The organism is Paenibacillus sp. FSL R7-0048, from assembly GCF_038004505.1.
Lineage (GTDB): Bacteria > Bacillota > Bacilli > Paenibacillales > Paenibacillaceae > Paenibacillus_AQ > Paenibacillus_AQ odorifer.
Window position 1 is genome coordinate 5,608,967 of sequence record NZ_JBBORF010000001.1, and the last position, 21,125, is coordinate 5,630,091.

The 21,125-nt window shown below is 45.6% G+C and carries 18 protein-coding genes; 3 read left to right on the top strand and 15 right to left on the bottom strand.

Annotated features, from left to right (window positions below; genetic code table 11):
- Nucleotides 1–66 precede the first annotated feature (66 nt).
- The 4 genes from lepA to gpr form a co-directional block, all read right to left on the bottom strand.
- Nucleotides 67–1,881: a translation elongation factor 4 gene (lepA, locus tag NSQ91_RS24885; protein ID WP_036677511.1), complete on the bottom strand. Its 1,815-nt coding sequence runs from the start codon at nucleotides 1,879–1,881 to the stop codon at nucleotides 67–69.
- A 140-nt stretch (nucleotides 1,882–2,021) separates the two neighbouring features.
- The gene (locus NSQ91_RS24890; protein ID WP_076304261.1) at nucleotides 2,022–2,507 is read right to left on the bottom strand and encodes a hypothetical protein; all 486 of its coding nucleotides are present in this window, start codon (nucleotides 2,505–2,507) and stop codon (nucleotides 2,022–2,024) included.
- Nucleotides 2,508–2,542: 35 nt separating this feature from the next.
- On the bottom strand, nucleotides 2,543–3,880 hold the full coding sequence (locus NSQ91_RS24895; RefSeq protein WP_076129693.1) for a stage II sporulation protein P: 1,338 nt from the start codon (nucleotides 3,878–3,880) through the stop codon (nucleotides 2,543–2,545).
- A 156-nt stretch (nucleotides 3,881–4,036) separates the two neighbouring features.
- A complete protein-coding gene (gene gpr / locus NSQ91_RS24900; RefSeq protein WP_036677518.1) occupies nucleotides 4,037–5,038 on the bottom strand; it encodes a GPR endopeptidase in 1,002 nt (333 codons plus the stop codon).
- A 304-nt stretch (nucleotides 5,039–5,342) separates the two neighbouring features.
- On the opposite strand from gpr, the gene rpsT reads away from it, so the two are divergent.
- Complete coding sequence (gene rpsT / locus NSQ91_RS24905; RefSeq protein WP_036677521.1) at nucleotides 5,343–5,615, top strand: 30S ribosomal protein S20; 273 nt, start codon at nucleotides 5,343–5,345, stop codon at nucleotides 5,613–5,615.
- 149 nt (nucleotides 5,616–5,764) lie between these two features.
- Here rpsT and NSQ91_RS24910 read toward each other — a convergent pair whose 3' ends face one another.
- From NSQ91_RS24910 to NSQ91_RS24935, 6 genes are all read right to left on the bottom strand, one after another.
- Complete coding sequence (locus NSQ91_RS24910; RefSeq protein ID WP_076193273.1) at nucleotides 5,765–6,253, bottom strand: hypothetical protein; 489 nt, start codon at nucleotides 6,251–6,253, stop codon at nucleotides 5,765–5,767.
- 37 nt (nucleotides 6,254–6,290) lie between these two features.
- The gene (gene holA, locus NSQ91_RS24915; protein ID WP_036677525.1) at nucleotides 6,291–7,310 is read right to left on the bottom strand and encodes a DNA polymerase III subunit delta; all 1,020 of its coding nucleotides are present in this window, start codon (nucleotides 7,308–7,310) and stop codon (nucleotides 6,291–6,293) included.
- Between the two features lie 276 nt (nucleotides 7,311–7,586).
- Nucleotides 7,587–8,843 (bottom strand): anti-sigma factor family protein, encoded by a 1,257-nt coding sequence (locus NSQ91_RS24920; RefSeq protein ID WP_076304260.1) that lies wholly within the window; start codon nucleotides 8,841–8,843, stop codon nucleotides 7,587–7,589.
- Nucleotides 8,840–9,388: an RNA polymerase sigma factor gene (locus NSQ91_RS24925; protein WP_036677530.1), complete on the bottom strand. Its 549-nt coding sequence runs from the start codon at nucleotides 9,386–9,388 to the stop codon at nucleotides 8,840–8,842. The genes NSQ91_RS24920 and NSQ91_RS24925 overlap by 4 nt, the downstream gene beginning before the upstream one ends.
- Before the next feature lie 308 nt (nucleotides 9,389–9,696).
- Nucleotides 9,697–9,933, bottom strand: coding sequence for a hypothetical protein (locus tag NSQ91_RS24930; protein ID WP_038572950.1), 237 nt, complete (start codon nucleotides 9,931–9,933; stop codon nucleotides 9,697–9,699).
- Between the two features lie 238 nt (nucleotides 9,934–10,171).
- The gene (locus NSQ91_RS24935) at nucleotides 10,172–10,813 is read right to left on the bottom strand and encodes a bifunctional 2-keto-4-hydroxyglutarate aldolase/2-keto-3-deoxy-6-phosphogluconate aldolase (RefSeq protein ID WP_038572952.1); all 642 of its coding nucleotides are present in this window, start codon (nucleotides 10,811–10,813) and stop codon (nucleotides 10,172–10,174) included.
- Nucleotides 10,814–11,159: 346 nt separating this feature from the next.
- On the opposite strand from NSQ91_RS24935, the gene NSQ91_RS24940 reads away from it, so the two are divergent.
- Both NSQ91_RS24940 and NSQ91_RS24945 read left to right on the top strand, forming a co-directional pair.
- Nucleotides 11,160–12,110, top strand: a complete 951-nt coding sequence (locus NSQ91_RS24940; protein WP_076179379.1) for a sugar kinase — start codon at nucleotides 11,160–11,162, stop codon at nucleotides 12,108–12,110.
- Nucleotides 12,111–12,113: 3 nt separating this feature from the next.
- Entirely contained in the window at nucleotides 12,114–12,299 is a 186-nt protein-coding gene (locus NSQ91_RS24945) for a hypothetical protein (RefSeq protein WP_340920340.1), read from the top strand.
- 377 nt (nucleotides 12,300–12,676) lie between these two features.
- Here NSQ91_RS24945 and NSQ91_RS24950 read toward each other — a convergent pair whose 3' ends face one another.
- The 5 genes from NSQ91_RS24950 to NSQ91_RS24970 form a co-directional block, all read right to left on the bottom strand.
- Nucleotides 12,677–13,693 (bottom strand): LacI family DNA-binding transcriptional regulator, encoded by a 1,017-nt coding sequence (locus NSQ91_RS24950; RefSeq protein WP_076179378.1) that lies wholly within the window; start codon nucleotides 13,691–13,693, stop codon nucleotides 12,677–12,679.
- 72 nt (nucleotides 13,694–13,765) lie between these two features.
- The gene (locus NSQ91_RS24955; RefSeq protein ID WP_076278810.1) at nucleotides 13,766–14,884 is read right to left on the bottom strand and encodes a hypothetical protein; all 1,119 of its coding nucleotides are present in this window, start codon (nucleotides 14,882–14,884) and stop codon (nucleotides 13,766–13,768) included.
- Nucleotides 14,881–15,420: an RNA polymerase sigma factor gene (locus NSQ91_RS24960; protein WP_076129686.1), complete on the bottom strand. Its 540-nt coding sequence runs from the start codon at nucleotides 15,418–15,420 to the stop codon at nucleotides 14,881–14,883. The genes NSQ91_RS24955 and NSQ91_RS24960 overlap by 4 nt, the downstream gene beginning before the upstream one ends.
- 133 nt (nucleotides 15,421–15,553) lie before the next feature.
- Nucleotides 15,554–17,617, bottom strand: coding sequence for a glycosyl hydrolase 115 family protein (locus NSQ91_RS24965; RefSeq protein ID WP_254848731.1), 2,064 nt, complete (start codon nucleotides 17,615–17,617; stop codon nucleotides 15,554–15,556).
- Nucleotides 17,618–18,344: 727 nt separating this feature from the next.
- Complete coding sequence (locus tag NSQ91_RS24970) at nucleotides 18,345–21,020, bottom strand: ComEC/Rec2 family competence protein (protein WP_076304257.1); 2,676 nt, start codon at nucleotides 21,018–21,020, stop codon at nucleotides 18,345–18,347.
- Nucleotides 21,021–21,125 lie beyond the last annotated feature (105 nt).

The window sequence follows — 21,125 nt, forward strand, 5'->3', positions numbered from 1 at the left end:
CCCTATTGTAATCTGCTCCTGCTTAAAAAAATAGAGCCGGGATATTCTCCCGGCTCTACCTATTTTCTACTCATCGATCTTCAGTACTGCCATAAACGCTTCTTGTGGTACTTCTACACTACCCACTTGCTTCATGCGTTTCTTACCTTCTTTTTGCTTCTCCAGCAGCTTCCGTTTACGGGAAATATCGCCGCCGTAACATTTAGCAAGTACGTTTTTGCGCATCGCCTTAACGGTTTCACGCGCAACCACCTTCGTACCCACAGAGGCTTGAATCGGCACTTCGAACATTTGACGCGGGATAATCCCCCGCAGCTTCTCACAAATGATACGTCCGCGGTTGTAGGCACGATCGCGGTGAACGATAAAGGACAAGGCATCGACCTGCTCATTGTTAAGCAAGATATCCATCTTGACCAGATTCGAACGACGGTATCCGCAAATTTCATAGTCGTAAGAAGCATATCCTTTCGTACCGGATTTCAACTGATCAAAGAAATCATAAACGATCTCTGACAGCGGAATCTCGTACGTAATCGTTACACGATTAGTATCTAGATATTCCATATTTACGAACTCGCCGCGTTTGTTCTGGCACAGTTCCATTACAGTACCCACGAAGTCGTTAGGCACAATGATCGCTGCTTTAACATACGGCTCTTCAATGTAGTCAATCGTACCGATCTCCGGATAATGTGACGGGTTGTCGATTTGGATCATTTCGCCATTGGTCAGCATAATTCGGTAAATAACACTCGGCGCTGTTGTGATTAGCGGCAAATTGAACTCGCGCTCAATCCGCTCTTGAATGATCTCCATATGCAAGAGTCCAAGGAAACCGCAACGGAAACCAAATCCAAGCGCGCTTGAACTTTCCGGCTCAAAGCTTAGCGAAGCATCATTCAGCTGGAGCTTCTCCAGCGCCTCACGAAGATCGTTATAATCGGAGGTCTCAATCGGATACAACCCGCAATAGACCATCGGGTTGATCTTACGGTAACCTGGAAGCGGCTCAGCAGTAGGATTCTTTGCGTCAGTGACAGTATCACCGACACGGGTATCTCCAACATGCTTGATCCCAGCTACGATAAAGCCAACATCACCGATGTTCAATTCATCGACAATGGTCATACGCGGCATAAATGCGCCAACTTCAATGACCTCGAAGGTCTTCTCAGTTGCCATCATCTTAATCTTCGAACCCGCACGGATCTTCCCGTCCATTACGCGCACATAGACGATAACGCCTTTGTAAGGATCGTAGTGAGAGTCAAAGATCAATGCTTTAAGCGGCTCTTCTGAATTACCGGATGGCGCAGGAACCTGCTTCACCACCTGCTCCAGAATTTCCTTGATTCCGATACCGGCTTTGGCAGATGCCATAACCGCTTCGCTGGTATCCAGCCCGATAACATCCTCGATCTCCTGCTTTACCCGGTCAGGGTCAGCGTTTGGCAAATCAATTTTGTTGAGCACAGGTAGGATTTCCAGGTTATTATCCAGTGCTAAATACACATTGGCCAGCGTCTGTGCTTCAATTCCTTGAGCCGCATCCACAACCAGCAGTGCGCCTTCACATGCTGCAAGACTGCGGGAAACTTCATAGGTGAAATCGACGTGCCCCGGTGTATCAATCAAGTTGAGATAATACTCTACACCATCGTCTGCACGATAGGTTAAACGCACGGCTTGCAGCTTTATTGTGATACCACGTTCGCGCTCCAGATCCATCTGATCGAGTACCTGTTCCTGCATTTCACGCGTGGTTAGTGCCCCCGTGTATTCCAAAATGCGGTCAGCTAGTGTCGATTTACCATGGTCTATATGTGCAATAATCGAGAAATTGCGAATTTGTTGTTGTCTTTTCTGAACGTCAGTCATTCCTTACCCCCACAGACAGCCTGATATTAATCCACTTATTATAACAGTACAAGCTTACTCCATCAATCCCGCGCTGGCCCAAAACAAAAGAAACAGCTATACACGATCCCGTGAAATAACCGTTTCTTCTAAATTTGCTGTTAATTTTCTGCCGAAGCGAACAATGAAACTACCCAGCGGATTCCCTTCTGGGAAGCCTGCTGCAAGAGACCTGCCGTCTTATCTGCCAGAACATCGACTGTAGGCTTTTGCTCCTCAGGAATTAGAATTTGCTCCGGAGATTTCGTACTATAATCATCCACAACTTGTTGAGGAGGATCTGCGGCTGGCGTTGTATTGCTATTTTGAGGCAAAGGAGAGACGGCCGTATAAGCACCTGTGACAGGATCGATCACCATTGGCACATATACATAAGTCTGCCCACCCTGTGCCACACCATTCTTTTGCAGTTGTGGCTGTGGCTGCATGCCTGTTACTTGACTGGTCGGTGTAGTCGGGCTGGCATTCCAGCCGGGCAGAATCTTAGAGACTGTTGACCCCCCACTTCCGCCGAACTGCATCCCTAAGAGGATGCCAATCCCTGCCCAAATCCCGACCATAACCAGTTTTTTTCCGAAACGCGACATGTACACCACTCCTTTTTAATCCTTGGTAATTTATTTTAAGAAGCTCCGTTTGATTTCTTTGGTGTTGTAGTGGGATTCGCCACTTTTTCAGGTGCGTTCACCTTCTCAGCGTCATGACTGCTCCAGTAAACATCAGCGATAGCATCCGCCAAAATATCAGCCGTACGCTTTAATTCCTCAGCCGAATTATCAATTCCGCCCACTTCAATCAAAACACTATTAGGAGAGAGGGTCTGATTGTACTCCCCGTTATTTCCTTTACCCGCAGCTTTTCCCCATATCCCACGAGATATTCCCGGGTAATTCTTTTCAAGCTGTTGATGAATCTTATTGGCAAACTCTTCGTTCTTCTTCCAGTCTTTATTTGCATGTCCAATGATAAAATAGACCTGTGCATAGCTTTTCCCGTCAATAACAGCTGTTGTTTTGCTATGACGCTGCGAATCGCGGTGAATGTCGATAAAACTATCCATTTCCTCATTTGCGCTGAGTGCTGATTTAACCAAGATCCGGGAATATTTATAGGAAAAGTTCCAGTTATAGTCGGTGATTTTGGTTGGAAAATCTTCTTTGGCATGAACCGTACCAATCCCGAGCTGTTCCAGTCTTTTCGTAATATATGATCCTACCAGCATTACATTTTTAGTTGAAACTCCGGAGCTGGGATTTTCATTTGCTGCCCCTAACAGAGGATTGTAGGCCTCTCTAGGATGTGAATGATAGATTAGAATCCGTTTGATGGAGGTATCCTTAGTGCTGTCTGTGCCGCTTTGCGGATCACTCTTATCCGTCCCTTCCTCCGCTGATGGTTCAGGGGATGGTGCAACCGTCGCTTCAGGCTGCTGTGTTGTAGTATCTCCATGCTTGTCCCCTTCGTCCGGAACAGAAGTTTCTGCATCTTCACCACCCTCAGCCAGTTCATCAGTCCCAGGATGATAATCCACTGGTGCTCCTGTAGATCCACCTGAACCTTTCCGCAAAAGAAATGGATCATCCGCCGCCATCCCCGGCACTTCACGAGAGACTAGACTCTTAGGGTCACCTGGATTCACACTGGTTAGCAACTGAAATACGAAAGAAGTTACCTTTTCACCTGAAAAAGCGGAAGGCTCTTTACCCTGCGGTAAATGCGGCACCTCCATCCCCAGCAGCTCCATGAAAAAACCACTGGACAGGGAGGCGGCAAGCCCCTTCATTGAAGGAATGGGTGAAGAGCTAAGCTTCTGTCCGGCCAATCCACCGGCTCCAAGCAGCATAAAAAATACTAGTGAACCTCCGGCCAACAGCAGCATCGTTCTCCCCAGCGATAAAACATCCAGCATTTTTCCCCTTAAACGGCCGATGTTCCAAAGCTGAAACCATTTTTTATTCATTGTAGTTATGTCCTCCTCCAGCCCTCTGTAATCTCTTATACTCCAAATCTATGAGCGCAAGAGCAATACTAGAACCGAAAATGAGAGAATAGACATAAAGCCCGTACAGGATACCTTAATTCAGCATCCCGCCGGGCTAAACAAACCATAATTCAGTTAGTGGGTATACGCGCCAACATTCTCAGGATCAACCGCATCATGTAAAGCCGCATTCAGACCACTGGCCACAATATTCGCGATCCCTTCAATAAATTCATCGATTTCCTTGGGAGTGACAATCAAATCGTGCCCCAGAGGTTCAAGCACTTCCTTCACTAATGACAAGCGTTCCTGCTCAGAGATATCGTCCAGCATCCCCATGATTTCCTTCGTATGGTTTGCTCCTTGCCCGAAGTGATTTTTCATCATCTCCAGCACATTATTTACAATAGTTGAGGCATAGCAGACAGTGGGCACTCCGATTGCGATACAAGGAACACCCAGAATTTCTTGGGTTAATCCACGTCGCTTGTTGCCAATTCCCGAACCGGGATGGATCCCAATGTCGGCAATTTGAATCGTCGTATTGATACGCTCCAGTGACCGGGATGCCAACGCATCTATGGCGATAATAAGCTCAGGTTTCGTCCGATCCACGATTCCCTGCACGACTTCACTCGACTCAATTCCAGTCAGCCCAAGCACTCCAGGAGCAATAGCGCTCACCTTACGATAACCAGGGGAGATCTGATCCGGAACCAGTTCATAGAACTGCCGCGTAATGAGTGAGTTCTCCACCACCAACGGACCCAGTGAATCCGGTGTAACATTCCAGTTACCAAGACCAACAATCAACACAGATGCATCCTTGCCAATCCCAATTCTGATCAAAAAGTCCTCAAATTCGCGGGCAAAAACTTCTGCCACCTTTTGCTGCAAGCCTGTATCTCCGCCACGCAGAGCGGGTACCTCAAGGGTTACATAGTTGCCAATTGCGCGTCCTATTGCCTGTGATCCGGCAGCATTAGCTACACCAAGACGGGTCACTTTAATCCCATCAGACTCTTCCACTTCTTCGTTCACACCAGGGATCGGCGTTCTTTGTGGGCCTTGAGCCATTTCCTTTGCCTCTAATGCCAAATCGGTGCGCACAGAATATAGCTGCAGATCCGGTTCCATTGTGTACCAGCCTCCTAAAAGTTTTGTAAGCATACACTTCCATGAGTTACTTCGAACAAAACTCACTTCGAAAGCGGCTGCTTAGTTTTGTAAGCATACACTTCCATGAGTTCATCCTCATTTGGCAAGCTTCTGCCTATGCTCTTTTGTCGATAGTGTGCGAGAGAAAGCCAATGTTTATGCAGGATACGGAGGTTTAATTTGAAAGCTTTAAGTATTGCTTTTTGCTACCGGTCATGCTAAACTATTTTAAGTTGTGAATCATTTGATAATGATTTCGAATGTCTTACAGGAGGTGAATGCAATGCCAAATATTAAATCCGCGGTTAAACGCGTAAACACGAACGAAAAACGCCGTGCACTGAATGCTTCCCAAAAATCCGCGCTTCGTACAGCTGTGAAAACTGCTGATGTAGCTCTGACTGGTACGGAAGTAGAAACTGCTCAAGCTGCTTTCCTAGCTGCTTCCAAAAAGCTGGACAAGGCCGTAAGTAAAGGTCTGGTTCATAAAAATGCGGCTGCCCGCAAAAAATCCCGCTTGGCGAAGAAATTGAACGCTCTTACGGCTCAAGCCTAAGACGACATTCATAATGAGCAATTGAAGAACCTGACCGCTATGCTTCATACGGTTAGGTTTTTTTGTGTCTATTAATTAATAATAAGTAGTGTTTAAGAGATGTTTATTAAATGAAAGAAGACCCCCTCAGAGAGGCGGTCTTCTTTCATTTATTTATTCTCTTTTTTCATTTCATAATAGTTACCATCCCATAAAAAAATCATCGTTTGATCGTCTTTAACAATAAAACTGCTGCCGGGATTCGTCCAATTATTTATAGACACCGTCTTAACCGATTCCGTCTCGATGCCAAGGTCGCTTAATTCATTTCTGTATTCGTTAAAAAAGTCATCCTTTGTAATGCTCTCTTCTTTATATTCAGGGTTCATAATTTCATCTTTATCAAAAGATGCCTTTTCTTGCGAATAAGTTACCCGCATGCCAATAAGCTTTTCATCCTCCGCTGCCGAGACAGGTGTAGAACCTACTAGACCTTGTACACTCCATTCCCCAAAATAAGAAGGTGCATCTGCAGAGGTATTCGTATTCGCAGGCGACTCAGAAGCTGAACCTGACGGTGAATTAGTATCCGTTTTGCCACAGGAACTAATTAATAGAACGAGTAACAGCAGTGCCGAATATTGAAATATTCTTTTCATAGTCAGATCATCTCCAATACTTTTTCCCCTTCTTAGCTCAGACACCTAAACGCAGCATGAACAGCTCCAGCCCTAGCACTTTGTCTATAGCCCCTGTTTTCATTTTATAATCCAGATCCGCCAATGCACTTAAGATTTGCCGCAATCGTTCACTGGAGAACTTATGGGCCTGCTCCCCAGCAAGCTTAACCGCATATGGATGCAATCCGATCTGTGACGCAATCTGTCCCTGCGAATAACTATGTGCTGATAAATCCTTAACCTGCAAAATAATGCGGAACTGCCGCGCAACCAACGCTGCGATCTTGATCGGTTCCTCACGCTGCTTCAGCAGCTCATATAAGGTATCAAGCGCCTTATCAAGACGCAGATTAGCGATATCCTCAACAAGCGTAAACACATTTTGTTCTGTACCACGGTGTACCAGACTCTCTACGGCCCCCGCATCCACTGTGCCGCCCTTACCAGCAAATAAACAAAGCTTGTCCATCTCTGCAGATAAACCTTGCAAGCCTGTGCCTGCATTCGTTATAAGAATTTCTGCCGTGCCAGGTGCCATTACACAACCCCGCTCACGAATTCCTTTTTCCACCCAGCGCAGCAGCTCTTCTGCTCCCAGCGGATTAAAGGCTAATACTGTGCCCACTGATTTGACAGTCTTCACAATTTTTTTACGCTCATCCAGCTTATCATTATTCACCATAAAGACGATTACACTGAAGTCTACAGGATGCTGCAAATAGTCACTTAAAAGATCTATACGATGCTCCAGTTTGGCATTTTCTTTGCCCGCTGTAAATAACGAGGCATCCCGCACCAGCAATAATTTACGTTCTACCATAAATGGCACAGTCTCCGCTTCTTCTACCACAGCCTGCACCGGCGTCTCAGAGAGATCAAAGGGAATAACTGCGAAATCACGATCCTCTTTAGCAATCAGCTGTTCTTCCAGCAGTGCCGTGAATTCATTCATTCGAAATTTCTCACTGCCATATAAAACATATAACGGTGAGATCTTCCCTTGTTTGATTTCTTTTATCGCCGTTTTGGCATCCATCCCGCCACTTCCTTTTCCATTCATCTAGCCCATTTTGTCCAGAGTTCTATTGTAGCAAAAAAAACTACAAAAATGCATGCAAAAACGGAGAAACTCTGGCAGCCATGGCCAAAGCCTCTCCGTTTAAGCGGCGCATCTATATAAACGACGGAGTGCGAAGCTCTAGAAACTCCGCATCCGGCGGTCATACCGATGTTCTGCAAAACCTATACTTTCTAGTTCCTGTCCTGTTGATATAGTATATTCAGAAACTTCGAAAAAAGTTCCAACCCCACTTTAATTTGTTGAAGATGAGGTTGGAGTGTTCGTTGGTGTCGCCCCAGGGGATACAGCCGGACTTGAAGAAACTGCTTCCTGTACAGTGTACACCTTGGTTACATTCACACCATCTTTTTCAGTCACGTACGTAAACCTCGAGCTGTCCGCAGACCATTCACCAGAAATCCAATTTCCTTCCAGCGGGTAAGAGTTTACGGCTAACCGTTCTTCCGCTGAGCCCTCTGGCGACTTCTTATAAATCACAAGCTGCAGCCCAACAAATTCTATAGCATACTGACCATCAGGAGAAGTCCAGGTCTGCACATTAGGATCTTCAGAACTGCTTAAGCTCATAACTTCCCGTCCATAGTCATAAGGAATCTTTAAAGAATCCTCCATCAGCGGAGCAGAATCAGCTGCGCTGTCTGAATTCATATCAGCAGTTTGCTCCTTATTATTCACCTTTAGCTGATTGCTACTGGCATTACTAGAATCTGAATTTTGAGATTTCGTGGCGACATCCTGCTTTGGCGAAACAATTTTCTCTGTAGGCTTAGGATCTACGCTTTGAGGCGGTTCGGTGATCGACCGCCCTCCAGCTCCAGCTCCCGCATCAGCTGCATCCGCCGGTGCACTTGGCATCGAGGTAGGGTCCACTGGTCCCGTCGCTCTATCTAAAGCGGCGTTATCTTCGTTCATCTCCGGTGCATCCGTCTTATACTGCGCAGCGCCCTCGTTCTCTCCACCAGCGGCAGGTGAAGCTCCATCAGAGTTAGCAGTAATAGAAGCTTGTGATTCCATTGCTGTATCCTTAGTATCATCGCTGGCTGTTTTAGCACTATCCTGCATCCTTTGTTCTACTTCTGCCCCAGGCATTTTATCGGGCATATTAAATATTGCGATCCCTAATAGAACGGCAGCTGCAATAGCTCCAATGCCTGTCCGTGTTGCTATAGAGGTTCCCTTGGAAGGTTTACCGCGGGAGCTTTCACGTGAAAATGGGACAACAACCGGCTCCTCAGATCTCACAGCACTCTGTTCACGACTGCTTCGATCCAATTCTGCAAGCTGAGGTAAAATAGAGTCAACCAGACTAAACGGGGGTTTCACGTCTGGCAACTGCTCCAATTCATTGGAGAGAAGTGTCAGGCGCTCAAAGACTTCCGCGCAGGAAGGACAATTATCGATATGACGGAACATCTCAACAATCTCATCTTGACTCAAATCTTTGTCTAAATAGCGGTGCATCCATTCCATCACCTCCGCGCATTTCATCCCGATACACCACCTTTCTGGTACTCCTGAAGTCTATTCTGCAATTGCTGTCTAGCCCGAAATAAGTATGATTTCACTGTATTCAAGGGCAAATCCAGACAATCTGCAATCTCGTTGTAAGAAAAATCCTGTAAATAGCGCAGGACGATGACTGTCCGATGATGCTCGGGCAATTGATCAATCGCTTCGCGTATATCCTCAGCTAAATAAGAGGATAGAACCTCACGTTCCACATTGTGTTTATCCTGAAACACCATTTCATGTTCATCAATAGAAACTGTAGGTTTAGTTCTTCTGAATTTATCAATGCAAATGTTAGTGACGATTCGCTGAACCCACGTTTTGAACTGGGCCTTCTCCTCATATGAGCCGATTTTTGTATAAACCCGGATCAAGGCTTCCTGAGATGCATCTAGCGCATCTTGTTCATTATGCAAAATGTAGAAGGCCGTTTTATATACATGTCCTTCAATTTCTCGCAATAGGGTGATTAGAGCGTCGCGATCGCCCGCTTGAGCGGCTCTGATGAGTCCCTGCTCCACCACGAAGGTTCCCCCTCTCTATGCAATCTTACTGACGCGCAAGACTGCGAATTTGTTGCAACCGTGTAATTAATATTTTTAGAATACCAAACTTTTCTTAGAACGTCATGTTAAGCCAGCCGTTACAACGCGCTATCCCGCATTGCACAGCCAATAATTCCTACTAAGCATACAGGGGAAACAACAATCATTCAAATACTCTTTTTCACTATCTTAGTAACAAAAATGACATCAAAAGAAACGGCCTATCCCCTTGTCGGAAATGAAGCCGTCTGTCTTAAATATTACCCTCCGGTATCGAGCAAGAAACTCTATTTATAGAGCGCAATTTTGCAGAGCATGAAGACCGCGTAGTTTTCCCTAGTCTCATCATCCACCACATAGGCTTCTCCATTCTCAAATAATTGAGGGTTATTGTAATTGCGCTCTAATCTGTAGATCTGCCCTTCCGTCACCTTACAACCATGGAATGCCGACTCAATTTCTACGTACTCAGCATCATCTTCATCCGCTGCTTGATACAGCTTTTTATCATTATAAGCAGGCATATACTCACTCCCGGCTGGATAATAAATCCTGACGTTCAGTCCATGTATCACTACTCTTCTATTATATAGTTTATTATCTTTATCCCGATTCTATACTTTCTAAAAAGCATAGAATAAAAGGAATATTGACAGCTCAAAGAAAATCAACATAAAAAGGCTGCATGGCCAACGTCTGTCAGCCACACAGCCTATAAATAAAAACGCAAATCAGGATTTCAATCTCCGTTCAAACTATACATTAAATCCCTTTTATCTCTTTAAACTTCGCCACATATTGGGCAGCAAGATCAGTAATCTGATCGTATCGGCCATTCTTCGCCGGTGCAGTCAAATTCCCCCCAATGCCCACAGCCATGCAGCCGTTTGCAATCCACTTCTCCATATTGTTCAAATCCACGCCACCGGTCGGCATAATATTTACATGTGGCATAGGACCTTTAACCGCTTTTACATAATCCGGCCCGAAAGCACTGCCAGGGAACAATTTAAGCACATCCACGCCGTACTTCAGCGCTTCCTTCATTTCATTTAATGTCATGCAACCAGGCATATAGGGAATGCCATAAAGATTACACATCTTAGCTGTCTCCACTTCAAAAGAGGGACTAACCACAAACTCTGAACCTGCAAGAATGGCTATTCTAGCTGTTAAGGGGTCCAAGACAGTTCCGGCGCCAATCACCGCACGACTTCCGTACTCAGCAACCAATCTCTTAATCGCCACATCCGCGTCTGGTGTAGTAAAAGTTACCTCAATATTATTTAGACCGCCTTCTATACAAGCAACGGACATCTTAAAAGCTTCCTCAGCACTATCTGCTCGAATAACCGCTACAACCCCGACGGATGCCACATTCTGCAATACTTTCATTTTCTTCATCAGTAGACTCCCTTTCTCTTGGTACGATCATAGATAAACAGGAAATACTTTTTTAGATAAACTTTTTTATTAAATTTACTAATTATTGCGTTTTGTTCTATAAGGAAATAGTAATAACAATACGATTAACAGTCAATACATTTTTATTACATCAGGTGGAAATAAGTAATAAAATCTAAGAAAAACCTTTATAAAACAAGGGTTTATGGAAACATTATTTTCTTTTTACGAAAAAAGTTTTTTGGTTAACAATCATTCTTTTATTGTACAAAACCGATTTATGTGATAATTTCAAATTACAAATCATTATACTGGGATAAAATCATTACCCTAGGAGGAACTAAAAATGAGTAAACAGCTGGATGCCGTCACTTTCGGGGAGCCGATGGCGATGTTTTATGCGAATGAGGCCGGTCCTCTGCATGAAGTATTTTCGTTCTCCAAAGCATTAGCAGGTGCAGAAAGCAACGTGGCTACAGGCTTGTCGCGTTTGAATCATCCTACAGGTTATGTTACGAAGCTTGGCGAAGATAACTTTGGCACATTCATTGCTCAGGCGATGAAGAACGAGAACATTAATACGGACAATATTACTTTTACTAAAGAGTATTCAACAGGCATGCTTATCAAATCGAAAGTGGTTACCGGCGATCCAAAGGTCGAATACTTCCGCAAAAACTCCGCGGCCTCCACGCTTAGTCTGGAGGATTTCGACGAGGCCTACTTCAATTCCGCAGGACATCTGCATGTTACAAGTATCTCCGCCGCTTTGTCCAAGAGCTGTCATGAATTTTCTATTCACGCTATGGAATTTATGAAGAGTAAAGGAAAGACGATCTCTCTGGATCCTAATCTGCGTCCCAGCTTATGGCCGGATACAGAAACAATGGTGAGTACCATCAATGATCTGGCTACACGCTGCGACTGGTTCCTGCCGGGACTCGGTGAAGGTAAAATCCTTACCGGACTGAGCACACCCGAAGAGATTGCAGACTATTACCTGGAGCGTGGCGTAAGCTTAGTCGTCATCAAGCTTGGCCCTGAAGGCGCTTACTATAAATCCTCTGCTGGGGAAGGTTACGTGGACGGATTCAAGGTGGAGCAGGTTGTTGATACGGTGGGTGCAGGTGATGGATTTGCGGTTGGCGTAATCAGTGCGATGCTGGAAAAGCTTCCGATTGCTGAGGCCGTCAAACGCGGCAATGCGATCGGTGCGTTAGCCGTCATGTCGCCAGGCGATATGGACGGACTTCCCACCCGTGAGGAACTTGCGAAGTTTATGCAACAAGAAGTCTAATAATTGCAAAAAGACACAGAGCAGCGATTCTCCTGTTATTGGGGGAGCGCTGCTCTGCTTTTTGGGTCGCTGATTGGCTGCTATTGCTATGCTATGCCTTTGGCTTTGGCTTTGGCTTTGGCTTTGGCTTTGGCTTTGGCTTTGGCTTTGGCTTTGGCTTTGGCTTTGGCTTTGGCTTTGCTATGCTAAGCTTTTGCTATTGCTATTGCTATTGCTATACTTCAGCAGTGTAATCACTTACCTCAGGGCTTTCGGACCCAAAAGACGCTATTTGCAATTTTTTTACCTTTGCGGCGTAGTTTCGGACTCCAGTGACACTATTCCTTATGAAAAAGGGCATTTAGCATGTTTTCCATGCCGATAGCTGCGATGGGGTCCGATAGTACTCCAAATATGGGATTATACCGCATATAAGGTCAGCTGAGTCCGATAGTGACTTCCTACGCGAAAATATTACCCAATCAAACCCAAGTTTAGTGTTTAGATAAACTTAGGTCCAATAAAAGGGGGAGTGCCCAACAAGCTAAGAAATAGCTGCTGGGCACTCCCCTTTTTATAGTTCAAACTTATTTGTAAGACTTCACCGACTGCCCTTGCTGCAAGGTCGGCGGGAAACGATATGTAATTGGAACAGAAGCTCCCTTATCCTCGATACAAGAGAGTATAATCTTGGCAGCCTGCATCCCCATCTCGTAAGCAGGCTGACGGATTGTCGTAATGACCGGATTATAAATTTGCGCGAATTCCGCATCATCTATCCCGATGACCGACAACTGTTCTGGAATAGAGATGGCATTTCGATTCGCATATTTCAGAATTTCCGCTAGTGTGATGTCGTTCGTAGCCAGCAGTGCAGTTGGCGGCTCCGGCAGTGCTAATAAGTGTTCCAGCCCCGAAGCTAATTCCTCTTTGGATACACTGCAAATATACTCCTCACGCAGCGTTATGCCCGCTTCTTCCATCGCTTTTTTGTAGCCACTAATCCGCTCTTTCCGAGGGGTAATCGCATGCTCCCCAATTGGAAGGGACACCAGAGCAATCCGCTCATGGCCTTGCTGAATTAGCTGCCCTACGCCTATCTTTGCCGCCATTTCATTATCCAGCAATAGACTCTGCGTGGTGATTCCATCTACCAGACGATCCATAAAGACTAGCGGGAAATCAGCCTCTACCAGCTTGCTATAGGCAGACGGGTTATTCCCTGTAGGAAAAATAATCAGCCCATCCACCTGACGAGCGATTAAGGTTTCTACATATTTGCTTTCTTTCTCCGCATTCTCATCTGCGTTGCATATGATCACTTGGATTCCGTGATGCTGCAGCTCATTCTCAATCGCCCGGATACATTGGATTGACAGCGTGTAGTCAATATTAGCTACGATGATCCCGACCATATGCGTCCGGTTCTGCTTCAGACTGCGTGCCAGACCATTTGGCTGATAATTAAGCTCCTCAATTACGGCCTCAATCCGGTTTTTCGTCGCTTCGCTCATATATTTAAAACGTTTGTTCAAAAATTGGGAGACCGTACTTTTCGAAACTCCCGCTTTTTGAGCCACATCATCAATCGTTAACTTCTTCATCGCTTCGGCTCCACTCTTCTCAAAAGAAAATACTTTATCAAAAAGTATAGCTTTTATTTAGTGATTTATCTACTAGGGAGTCTGACTGTAAAATTCCTGATACAGCTCATTTTGTCGCTCTTCTGATAAAAATGCCCAATCTTCATCTAACCACCCTGGTCCACCTTTCGTAAGAATATCAGCTTTATAAAGTTCTCCATTCATCTCATATTCCATGGTTAACGATTGTCCATTAATGTCTCTAAATCCAATGGTCGATGCAGGTGTTTGAATGCTTAAGGTCTCCATATCATAAAGCACTGTTTTGTCTTGGTATGTCTTATCTACCGGGTATTCTAGGTAACTAAATACGATCTGGTCATGCTCCTTATCCACTGCGATTATTGACTTATATTCTAATAGCTCCCAATCAAAGGACGTAAGCTCTTTCGGTACCACTGATTCTCCTGTCGCTGCTTTTTTAACATTTAGAATAAAAAATCTACCATTCTCCATAATGCCTGAACCTATAGTCTTCGTATAGGTAAATAGCAGAGCGTAATCGCCCGCTCCAAAAAATCCACTCAAATATTGATAAGTACTTGCCCCTCCTGCAAAAAGAGGTAAAGTATAAATCCTAGTAGCTGAAGAAGCCGATAATTCCGTCTGGTCCTTCGAGCTCAGGTAAAGAGTGAACGGTTCTGTAGGATGTGTGTACTTTGGCTTCTTGTAGTCCACCATCGGGGGTGGCGGCGACCAAAGGATTCCCGCTGTTGTCTCAACGGCATACGCTTTACTCTTATCTCTGTTCATTGGCAAAGGCATGTAGTATTTCTTACCGCTAATCTCAAATTCTACTGGACTTGTCGGAGGCTCTATCGCTTTATCATTAGTTGCAGGACTAGAAGAAGGCAGTATGCCTGCGCCTTGTGACTGAACGGATGACGAATGGATTGGCCCTGTGTTTTTCCATATGCCCATAGGGAAGGTAAGCGCACCTATCAACAAAATCGTAGCCAGACTGGTCAACACCACATTTTTATTTATCCAATAACGTTTGTAAGCTGAACTTTTATTCGCAGCAGCCTGTTCGATCCGCATCATTAACTCAGGCGTAAAACCATCTTCAATGAAAGGATTTTTGCCTGCTTGCGCATACCAATCCGTCTGCCCGATCATCACTGGATTACTATCATCGGCGTTGCGTTTCATTCCCTCTCCTCCTTCTGGATAGCCTCTTTAACCTTCTCTCTCGCCCGCGCGAGCCGAGATTTCACGGTTCCTTGTGCTACATTCAGCAAATCTGACATTTCGGCAATGGATAATCCATGTTGAATATCTAGCACAAGCACCTCTCTGTTCTTCTCTGGAAGGGTCATAATAATTTCCCAGATCCGGTTCGCATACTGATTGCCAAGGGCTTCTTTTTCCGCAGAAGGTGCATTAACAGCAGTAGGTTGATCACCCAAAGCTATGAATCTGCGCCAAAAGCTATTTTTGCTCCAACTGAAGGCCGTATTTCTGGTAATCGTAAGCAGCCAGGTTTTCATCGAAGATTGCCCCCGGTATTTCCCAACATTCTTGTACGCCTTCAAAAACACTTCTTGGCTGATATCATTTGCCTGCTCTCGACTTCTAGTTAAGAAAAAAGCATAATTCCACACATCCGAGCCATACGCCTCCATCATTTCCCGCAAACTCATTGCGGGCGCGTACGCTGCTGTATATGGTATATCTTCGCTTAGCATGTTTCGCCTCACCCCTTGCCTAATAAGACTTTCCAAATTTGAAAAAGTTCCCTCTAAAATAAAAAATAGGTCATTCATAAAAAAACACCACCGATGAACGTTTAAGCGTTCACTAGTGGTGTGTGGATATTTTTTAAAGAGAGCTGAATTTCTCCTGTAGCCGCCGTGCAAGCTCATCGTCCGGTAACGGATTACGATGCGTATTTTCCAGATAGATATGCTTTTCGGTCTCGGGCATCAAATATTCCTTATACCATAAAAACATATCCGGACTATCCCCCTGAATCCGCAAAAATTTACGGGCCGTTTCTACATGATCTATAGTGTTGGCAATATTGGTCAACCAATCAGCCCGATAAAAATGCTCCCACTGGCCGATCTCTGCCCGTAAAAGAGCCTGCTGGCCCTCCTTATAATCCCAAACCGCATGAGAAGCTTCGATAAACGCCTCTGGAAATCGCTCTTCTTGGTAACACATATACGCCTGGCAAAGAGAGGATAATCCTCTGCACCCGCTCCAATGCAGCTCAATTTGAACTAGCAGTTGAACATGCAGCCTGTTTCGCTCTTTTTCGGGTAAAAGTTCCATCACCTCTAGGCACTGCTTTCGCAGCAGATACCAGACTAGTACAACTCGCTCAGCTCGATCCCTGAACCATCGAACCTGCTCTACAAAAGGAACATCCCCTGCGGCCCAGCGCAGTCGCTCATCGCTCTCCGTCTTATTTTGCAGCCAATGCCCTATAATCTGCCTTGCCGGATGATGATAGAATTCATCGCCTGCGCGGTCGTCAGCATTAGGACCATATACTATGGTGTTTTTGAAGTAGCTTTTGTACAATTGTGCAATTCGCCCCTGCTGCGCTGTGTAGAAACGGTTAACGAAGGTCTGAAGCTGTTCATCAGCATCTGCTGTTCCATCCATCCACAACTTTGCTGTCAGATCTAATGTATAGAGATGAGGCAAAATATTCCCTGAATTCACTAGCAGATATTCACTAGCCCCTGCCGCAAATGCCCCCTGTAATTCCTCCACTATAAAGGACGGATCCGTTGGGAATTGTGTTAGATGATTGGAGGCCTGCAAGTCGTGGAAGGTGACGTGGTAATATACCCCGTTTTTGCCTTGATCTCCTGCCTCGGGTAGAGCAGGCACGCGCAGATTCAGATGGCCATGTCGTCGCGACACCATTTTACCGTATCCGTTATCCGCCCATATTTTAATAACACCTTCTGGCACTTCGATCTTTCCTTGTTTATACAGCTCCGCAATTTCTCCGTACATCGCCATACAGCACACAGGCTGGTCCACATATTCACAGATCATATCGTATTGCTTGCGAACTACAAATGAGATCAAATCGCCCCGTTTCTCCGGAGTATCAAAAGAGGGATCATTCTCCCAAAAAGGTTTATCACCCTGTCCGCGGAAAGAGAGCACCCAGAGTGTTTTTTCATCTTTTTGCCGCTCAATGGCCTCTCTCCACAGCTGTTCAAATAATTCTGGATATTCTTTATAGCTAGCCTGCTTGCCCGGAAAAGCACGCAGGAACATTTGCGCGCCAAGCGGCTCCGCATGATGATGTGTGATCCACAGTCCCATATCCACCGCAAGCTGATGATGAACTCCGTCTCTCGGCAAATCCGTCCCGGGGATTACCATATTTCCACCACAGCGCAGCAGCGCTTCAAAAACAGGCTCCCATACCTCCGCCGTCGGAGGATAATCCTCCTTCCAGCCGATAAGACACACTTCATCATTCACGAACCAACCTCGGTAGCGTACCTTTGGCTGAATGCTGTTGTAATCAGAAATAGGTAAATTGATCGCATGTTTCTTAACAGGAGGAAGCTCCGCCCAGAACCAGAAGGGATCGACACCAAGCACGTGGCGGCTATAATGAAGCATCCCATAAATAATGCCCAATTCATCGCGGCCGATAATATGCAAGATCCGATCCTCTTCACTACCTGTAAAACGCAAACAAAAACCCTCCGCCCATTCCGGGCAGCCATCATCCTCTGTCGCATAACGAATAATTACAGTAGCTGCTGCTCCTTGTACCGGAGCTTTTCCGAACACCTGCTCATGATCCCTGGCGATCATCCGCCAAGCATATCCAATTGGATTACTGCGTTCCACTTGAACATCATATACACTTTCCGCTGTGACTCTAAATTCTGCATATGTATTCACTATCGCTTCATCTCCTAATTCGCTACAAAACACGGAGGACACAAGCTTCTCACCACCGCACTTTGCAACATAGTTTAAGTAGGCATAGAGTTTACCAGAATCTTCTATCTCTATTATAAAGCGTTTACATAGATTGTGCATGCGTAATAATTACTGGAGGAGGACGACGGCTACTGGATTAGAGCAGCTGGTGCTAGAAAGGACAACAGTTACTAGCATTAGAGCAGCTGGTGCTAGACAGGGACAACAGTTACATACTTAGAACAGCAGGTGCTAGAACAAATGGACTGGGATCATCAGCAAGTAACAGGAACTTATGTGAAAGTTAGTATCGCTACAACGATAATATGTAATTGAGGTGCTTTGATATGTTCATATGGAGCGTTTAGTTGCACTTAGTGCAACTAAAAAAGATCTTTCCAGCTCATAAAGTGATTTAGTTGCACTTCATGCAACTATTTCTGCTCAAAATTAGAAAAATAGGCGTTTTTCCAGATTTTAAGTGTACAAAGTGCAACTAAATGAAGATCCAGCTACTTTAAGGTGCGATCTATTGCACAAAGTGCAACTAAACAAGGTTTTAGATTTTATAGTGGTGTAAAAGACCACGAAAGGAGCTTTAAAGGGGCTTTAAAGGGGCTTTAAAGGGCTTTTAAAGGAGCTTATAGAGCCTGCGAAAATTAACATACACCAACCCAGCACTCAATCACATTACTCGACTACCTCCCTAATCCGCTCCCTCCGCCAACTTATGACGCACAATAATCCCGTCGGCCCGCACACGCATCTGGATCTCTCCCTGCTGATCCGTTCTAAAAATAGCAGCTTGATTAGCTTCCAAACGTTCCAATACCTCAGCTTTCGGATGACCATATAGATTATTTACTCCTGCAGAAATCACCGCAGCGGCTGGGTGCCAAAACTGCAGCCAAGACTCGCCTGTTGAAGTTTTGCTCCCATGGTGAGCTACTTTCAAAACGTCAATGGCAGGTCCTGCGTTAATGCCCTTTTGCAGGGCTTGCTGCACAATCTCCTCCTCGGCTTCCAGATCCATATCTCCGGTAAATAGAAAATTTCTTCCGTTCATCTCTAGACGAAAAACTACAGAATCGTGGTTCTGATCCTCCAGCAGTGGGATGCTATTCAGCATAGAAGAACCTGACGCTGCTCCCTCTCTATCTTGTTCTTCCGGCCATAAAAAGGACAGCTCCGTCTTATCATCCGGGGAAAGCCTCATTCCCTGATGTACGGCATACAGTTGAACATTGTTCTCCAGCGCAGTCCGCATCATCTCCATATAAGATTCACGGTCAGCGAGTGTGCCATTAAAAAGCAGTGCCGAAACCGGAATCGCCTCCATAACGGCTTGGAGTCCCCCGGCATGATCCTGATCCCCATGAGTCAAAATAATCGCGTCCAGACGGTGGATCCCACGTTTTTTAAGCAAAGGCACCAACACTTTAGCCCCTACCTCGAACGGGCTGCGGCGAATGCGCCATTCTTCTTTTTGCCCAAAATTTAACGTTCCTCCACCATCTACAAGAATATGAGCTCCTTTTGGTGTAGTGATGAGGATACTGTCGCCTTGCCCGATATCCAGGTAACTAATCGTCCCTTTACCCGCCTGACGTTCTGACTGATAACCCTTGTACAGCATTAGGCCCAGTCCAACCGCAGATAGTAGAACAATCGCTCCGCTCCAACGTACAATCTTAGGTTCATCCAAAAAATACTGTGCGCTCCCCGTTCCCCCAAACCCGCCGTGCTTGTTCACAGATAAACCAATCTCAGCTAACGGCCTCGTCTCATCCTCCATATACTGAGGTGTTGCGCGGGCTTCTACTCTTAGCCTGGCAGCATACAACAGCCCACACAATAAGACATAATACACTCCAATCCACAGCAGTGAAGGCGAGCGCCAAATCAGAACTCCACCAGCAAAACCATTAATCCATTCAACCGCATAAAAAGTAACGTTATTCAGCAGCTCCGTAATATGTGCCAAAAAAATCGCGGCATCTCCCCACAATCGTCCAAGCAGTAGCGCAAGCGTTCCTAACGGCAATACGATAAAAGTAATAAAGGGCACAAAAACCAGATTAGCCACTAAAGACAGCAGAGAAAATTGATTAAAATAATAAATCGTCAATGGAAATGAGACCAACTGGGCAACTAGAGTCACAGAGACGGCGCTTTTAAGCCAGCGTGGCAGTGCGCTCAGCAGAGGGTCCATAAGCGGAACGTAGACCATTAATCCTAAGGTCACCAGAAACGACAGCTGGAAGCTCACACTGAGCAGCATATAAGGATTCCAAATCAGCATAACCAGTGCCGCTGCAGCCAAAATATTCAGTCCATCCTTCAGCATGCCAACTCGTGCAGCGAGCAATGCAATCATACTCATTAATCCCGCACGCACGATAGACGGACCCGCACCTGTCAACAGGACGTATACAGGAACGAGCACTAAGGTGACTGTTAGCGTAGTTTCTTTTGTCATCCGTAAGCGCCTGAATATAAATAAAAGAACACCAACATACACCGCAACATGCATGCCTGAAATGGCGAGGATATGTGTCAAACCAAGTTGTGAGAACTGCTTAAAGGTATCCGGATCGAGATCCTCCTGCATCCCAATCACCAAACCCTTCATATATCCAGAGTGGCGCGCTTGAAACAGCCGATCCGTCTCCGCTCCAAGAATTGCCCGCGCTTTATCATTCCAGCGTAAGATCATTAACGGATTCCATGAATCTGGAGCAGTTGCTTGTACATTTTCTGCACCTTGACTCTTTAGAAGCCAGTGAATCTTCTGCGTATGCAAATAGGCCCGATAATCAAACCCTCCGTAATTCCGCGCTGTTGCTGGCTCTTCAAGTACACCGTTTAGCGACACCTGATCCCCTCTGCGCCACTCCGCAGCAATAGCGATTTCTTGCTCGGCAAGTAGTTTGATCTGCACCATCATTAACTCCCCATGCACTCTTTTATCTTGTTCATCCCGCGGATCAGGTGAAGCGGCATCTTCCTCAGTAATCAACGATAACTCTGAGAGCTTCATCGTGAAATCAACCCGGTCCCCGTCCCGTTCCACAACGGAAACAATCGTCCCCTTAGCCTCCACGGCAGTCTCATTCAACTCCGACAATAATCTCCCCAACACTTCAAGCAGATGACTTACATTGCGGCCTTCATTCCATTCCCAATATCCAGCGGATAAACTAATCGCCAAACAAAATATCGCCAGCTGTTTCCAGCTCATGTTCACCCAAACTCTCATACTAACCAGTAAAATTAATAAACCAGCCCACGCCAACCACGTTCTAAACCCTGAACCTAAACACGCTGCTGCGCTTCCAGCAATCCAGCACACTGTAAAACTTAATAAGGGTCTCTCCTTCATGCCTCCACTCTCCTCCTTTCGCAAGATTTAACAAAAAAAAAGAACCTCTGCATACGCCATAAAAGCGCACGAGAGGTTCTTCCTCAAGCCATCTTATTCAATTAG

Excerpts from the sequence above, each read along its gene's own strand:
- NSQ91_RS24890 (WP_076304261.1), bottom strand. The coding sequence starts at position 2,507 with ATGTCGCGTTTCGGAAAAAAACTGGTTATGGTCGGGATTTGGGCAGGG.
- NSQ91_RS24920 (WP_076304260.1), bottom strand. The coding sequence starts at position 8,843 with ATGAAATGCGCGGAGGTGATGGAATGGATGCACCGCTATTTAGACAAA.
- NSQ91_RS24940 (WP_076179379.1), top strand. The coding sequence starts at position 11,160 with ATGAGTAAACAGCTGGATGCCGTCACTTTCGGGGAGCCGATGGCGATG.
- NSQ91_RS24935 (WP_038572952.1), bottom strand. The coding sequence starts at position 10,813 with ATGAAGAAAATGAAAGTATTGCAGAATGTGGCATCCGTCGGGGTTGTA.
- NSQ91_RS24930 (WP_038572950.1), bottom strand. The coding sequence starts at position 9,933 with ATGCCTGCTTATAATGATAAAAAGCTGTATCAAGCAGCGGATGAAGAT.
- lepA (WP_036677511.1), bottom strand. The coding sequence starts at position 1,881 with ATGACTGACGTTCAGAAAAGACAACAACAAATTCGCAATTTCTCGATT.
- NSQ91_RS24910 (WP_076193273.1), bottom strand. The coding sequence starts at position 6,253 with ATGAAAAGAATATTTCAATATTCGGCACTGCTGTTACTCGTTCTATTA.
- holA (WP_036677525.1), bottom strand. The coding sequence starts at position 7,310 with ATGGATGCCAAAACGGCGATAAAAGAAATCAAACAAGGGAAGATCTCA.
- NSQ91_RS24895 (WP_076129693.1), bottom strand. The coding sequence starts at position 3,880 with ATGAATAAAAAATGGTTTCAGCTTTGGAACATCGGCCGTTTAAGGGGA.
- rpsT (WP_036677521.1), top strand. The coding sequence starts at position 5,343 with ATGCCAAATATTAAATCCGCGGTTAAACGCGTAAACACGAACGAAAAA.
- gpr (WP_036677518.1), bottom strand. The coding sequence starts at position 5,038 with ATGGAACCGGATCTGCAGCTATATTCTGTGCGCACCGATTTGGCATTA.
- NSQ91_RS24955 (WP_076278810.1), bottom strand. The coding sequence starts at position 14,884 with ATGAAACGCAACGCCGATGATAGTAATCCAGTGATGATCGGGCAGACG.
- NSQ91_RS24950 (WP_076179378.1), bottom strand. The coding sequence starts at position 13,693 with ATGAAGAAGTTAACGATTGATGATGTGGCTCAAAAAGCGGGAGTTTCG.
- NSQ91_RS24970 (WP_076304257.1), bottom strand. The coding sequence starts at position 21,020 with ATGAAGGAGAGACCCTTATTAAGTTTTACAGTGTGCTGGATTGCTGGA.
- NSQ91_RS24960 (WP_076129686.1), bottom strand. The coding sequence starts at position 15,420 with ATGCTAAGCGAAGATATACCATATACAGCAGCGTACGCGCCCGCAATG.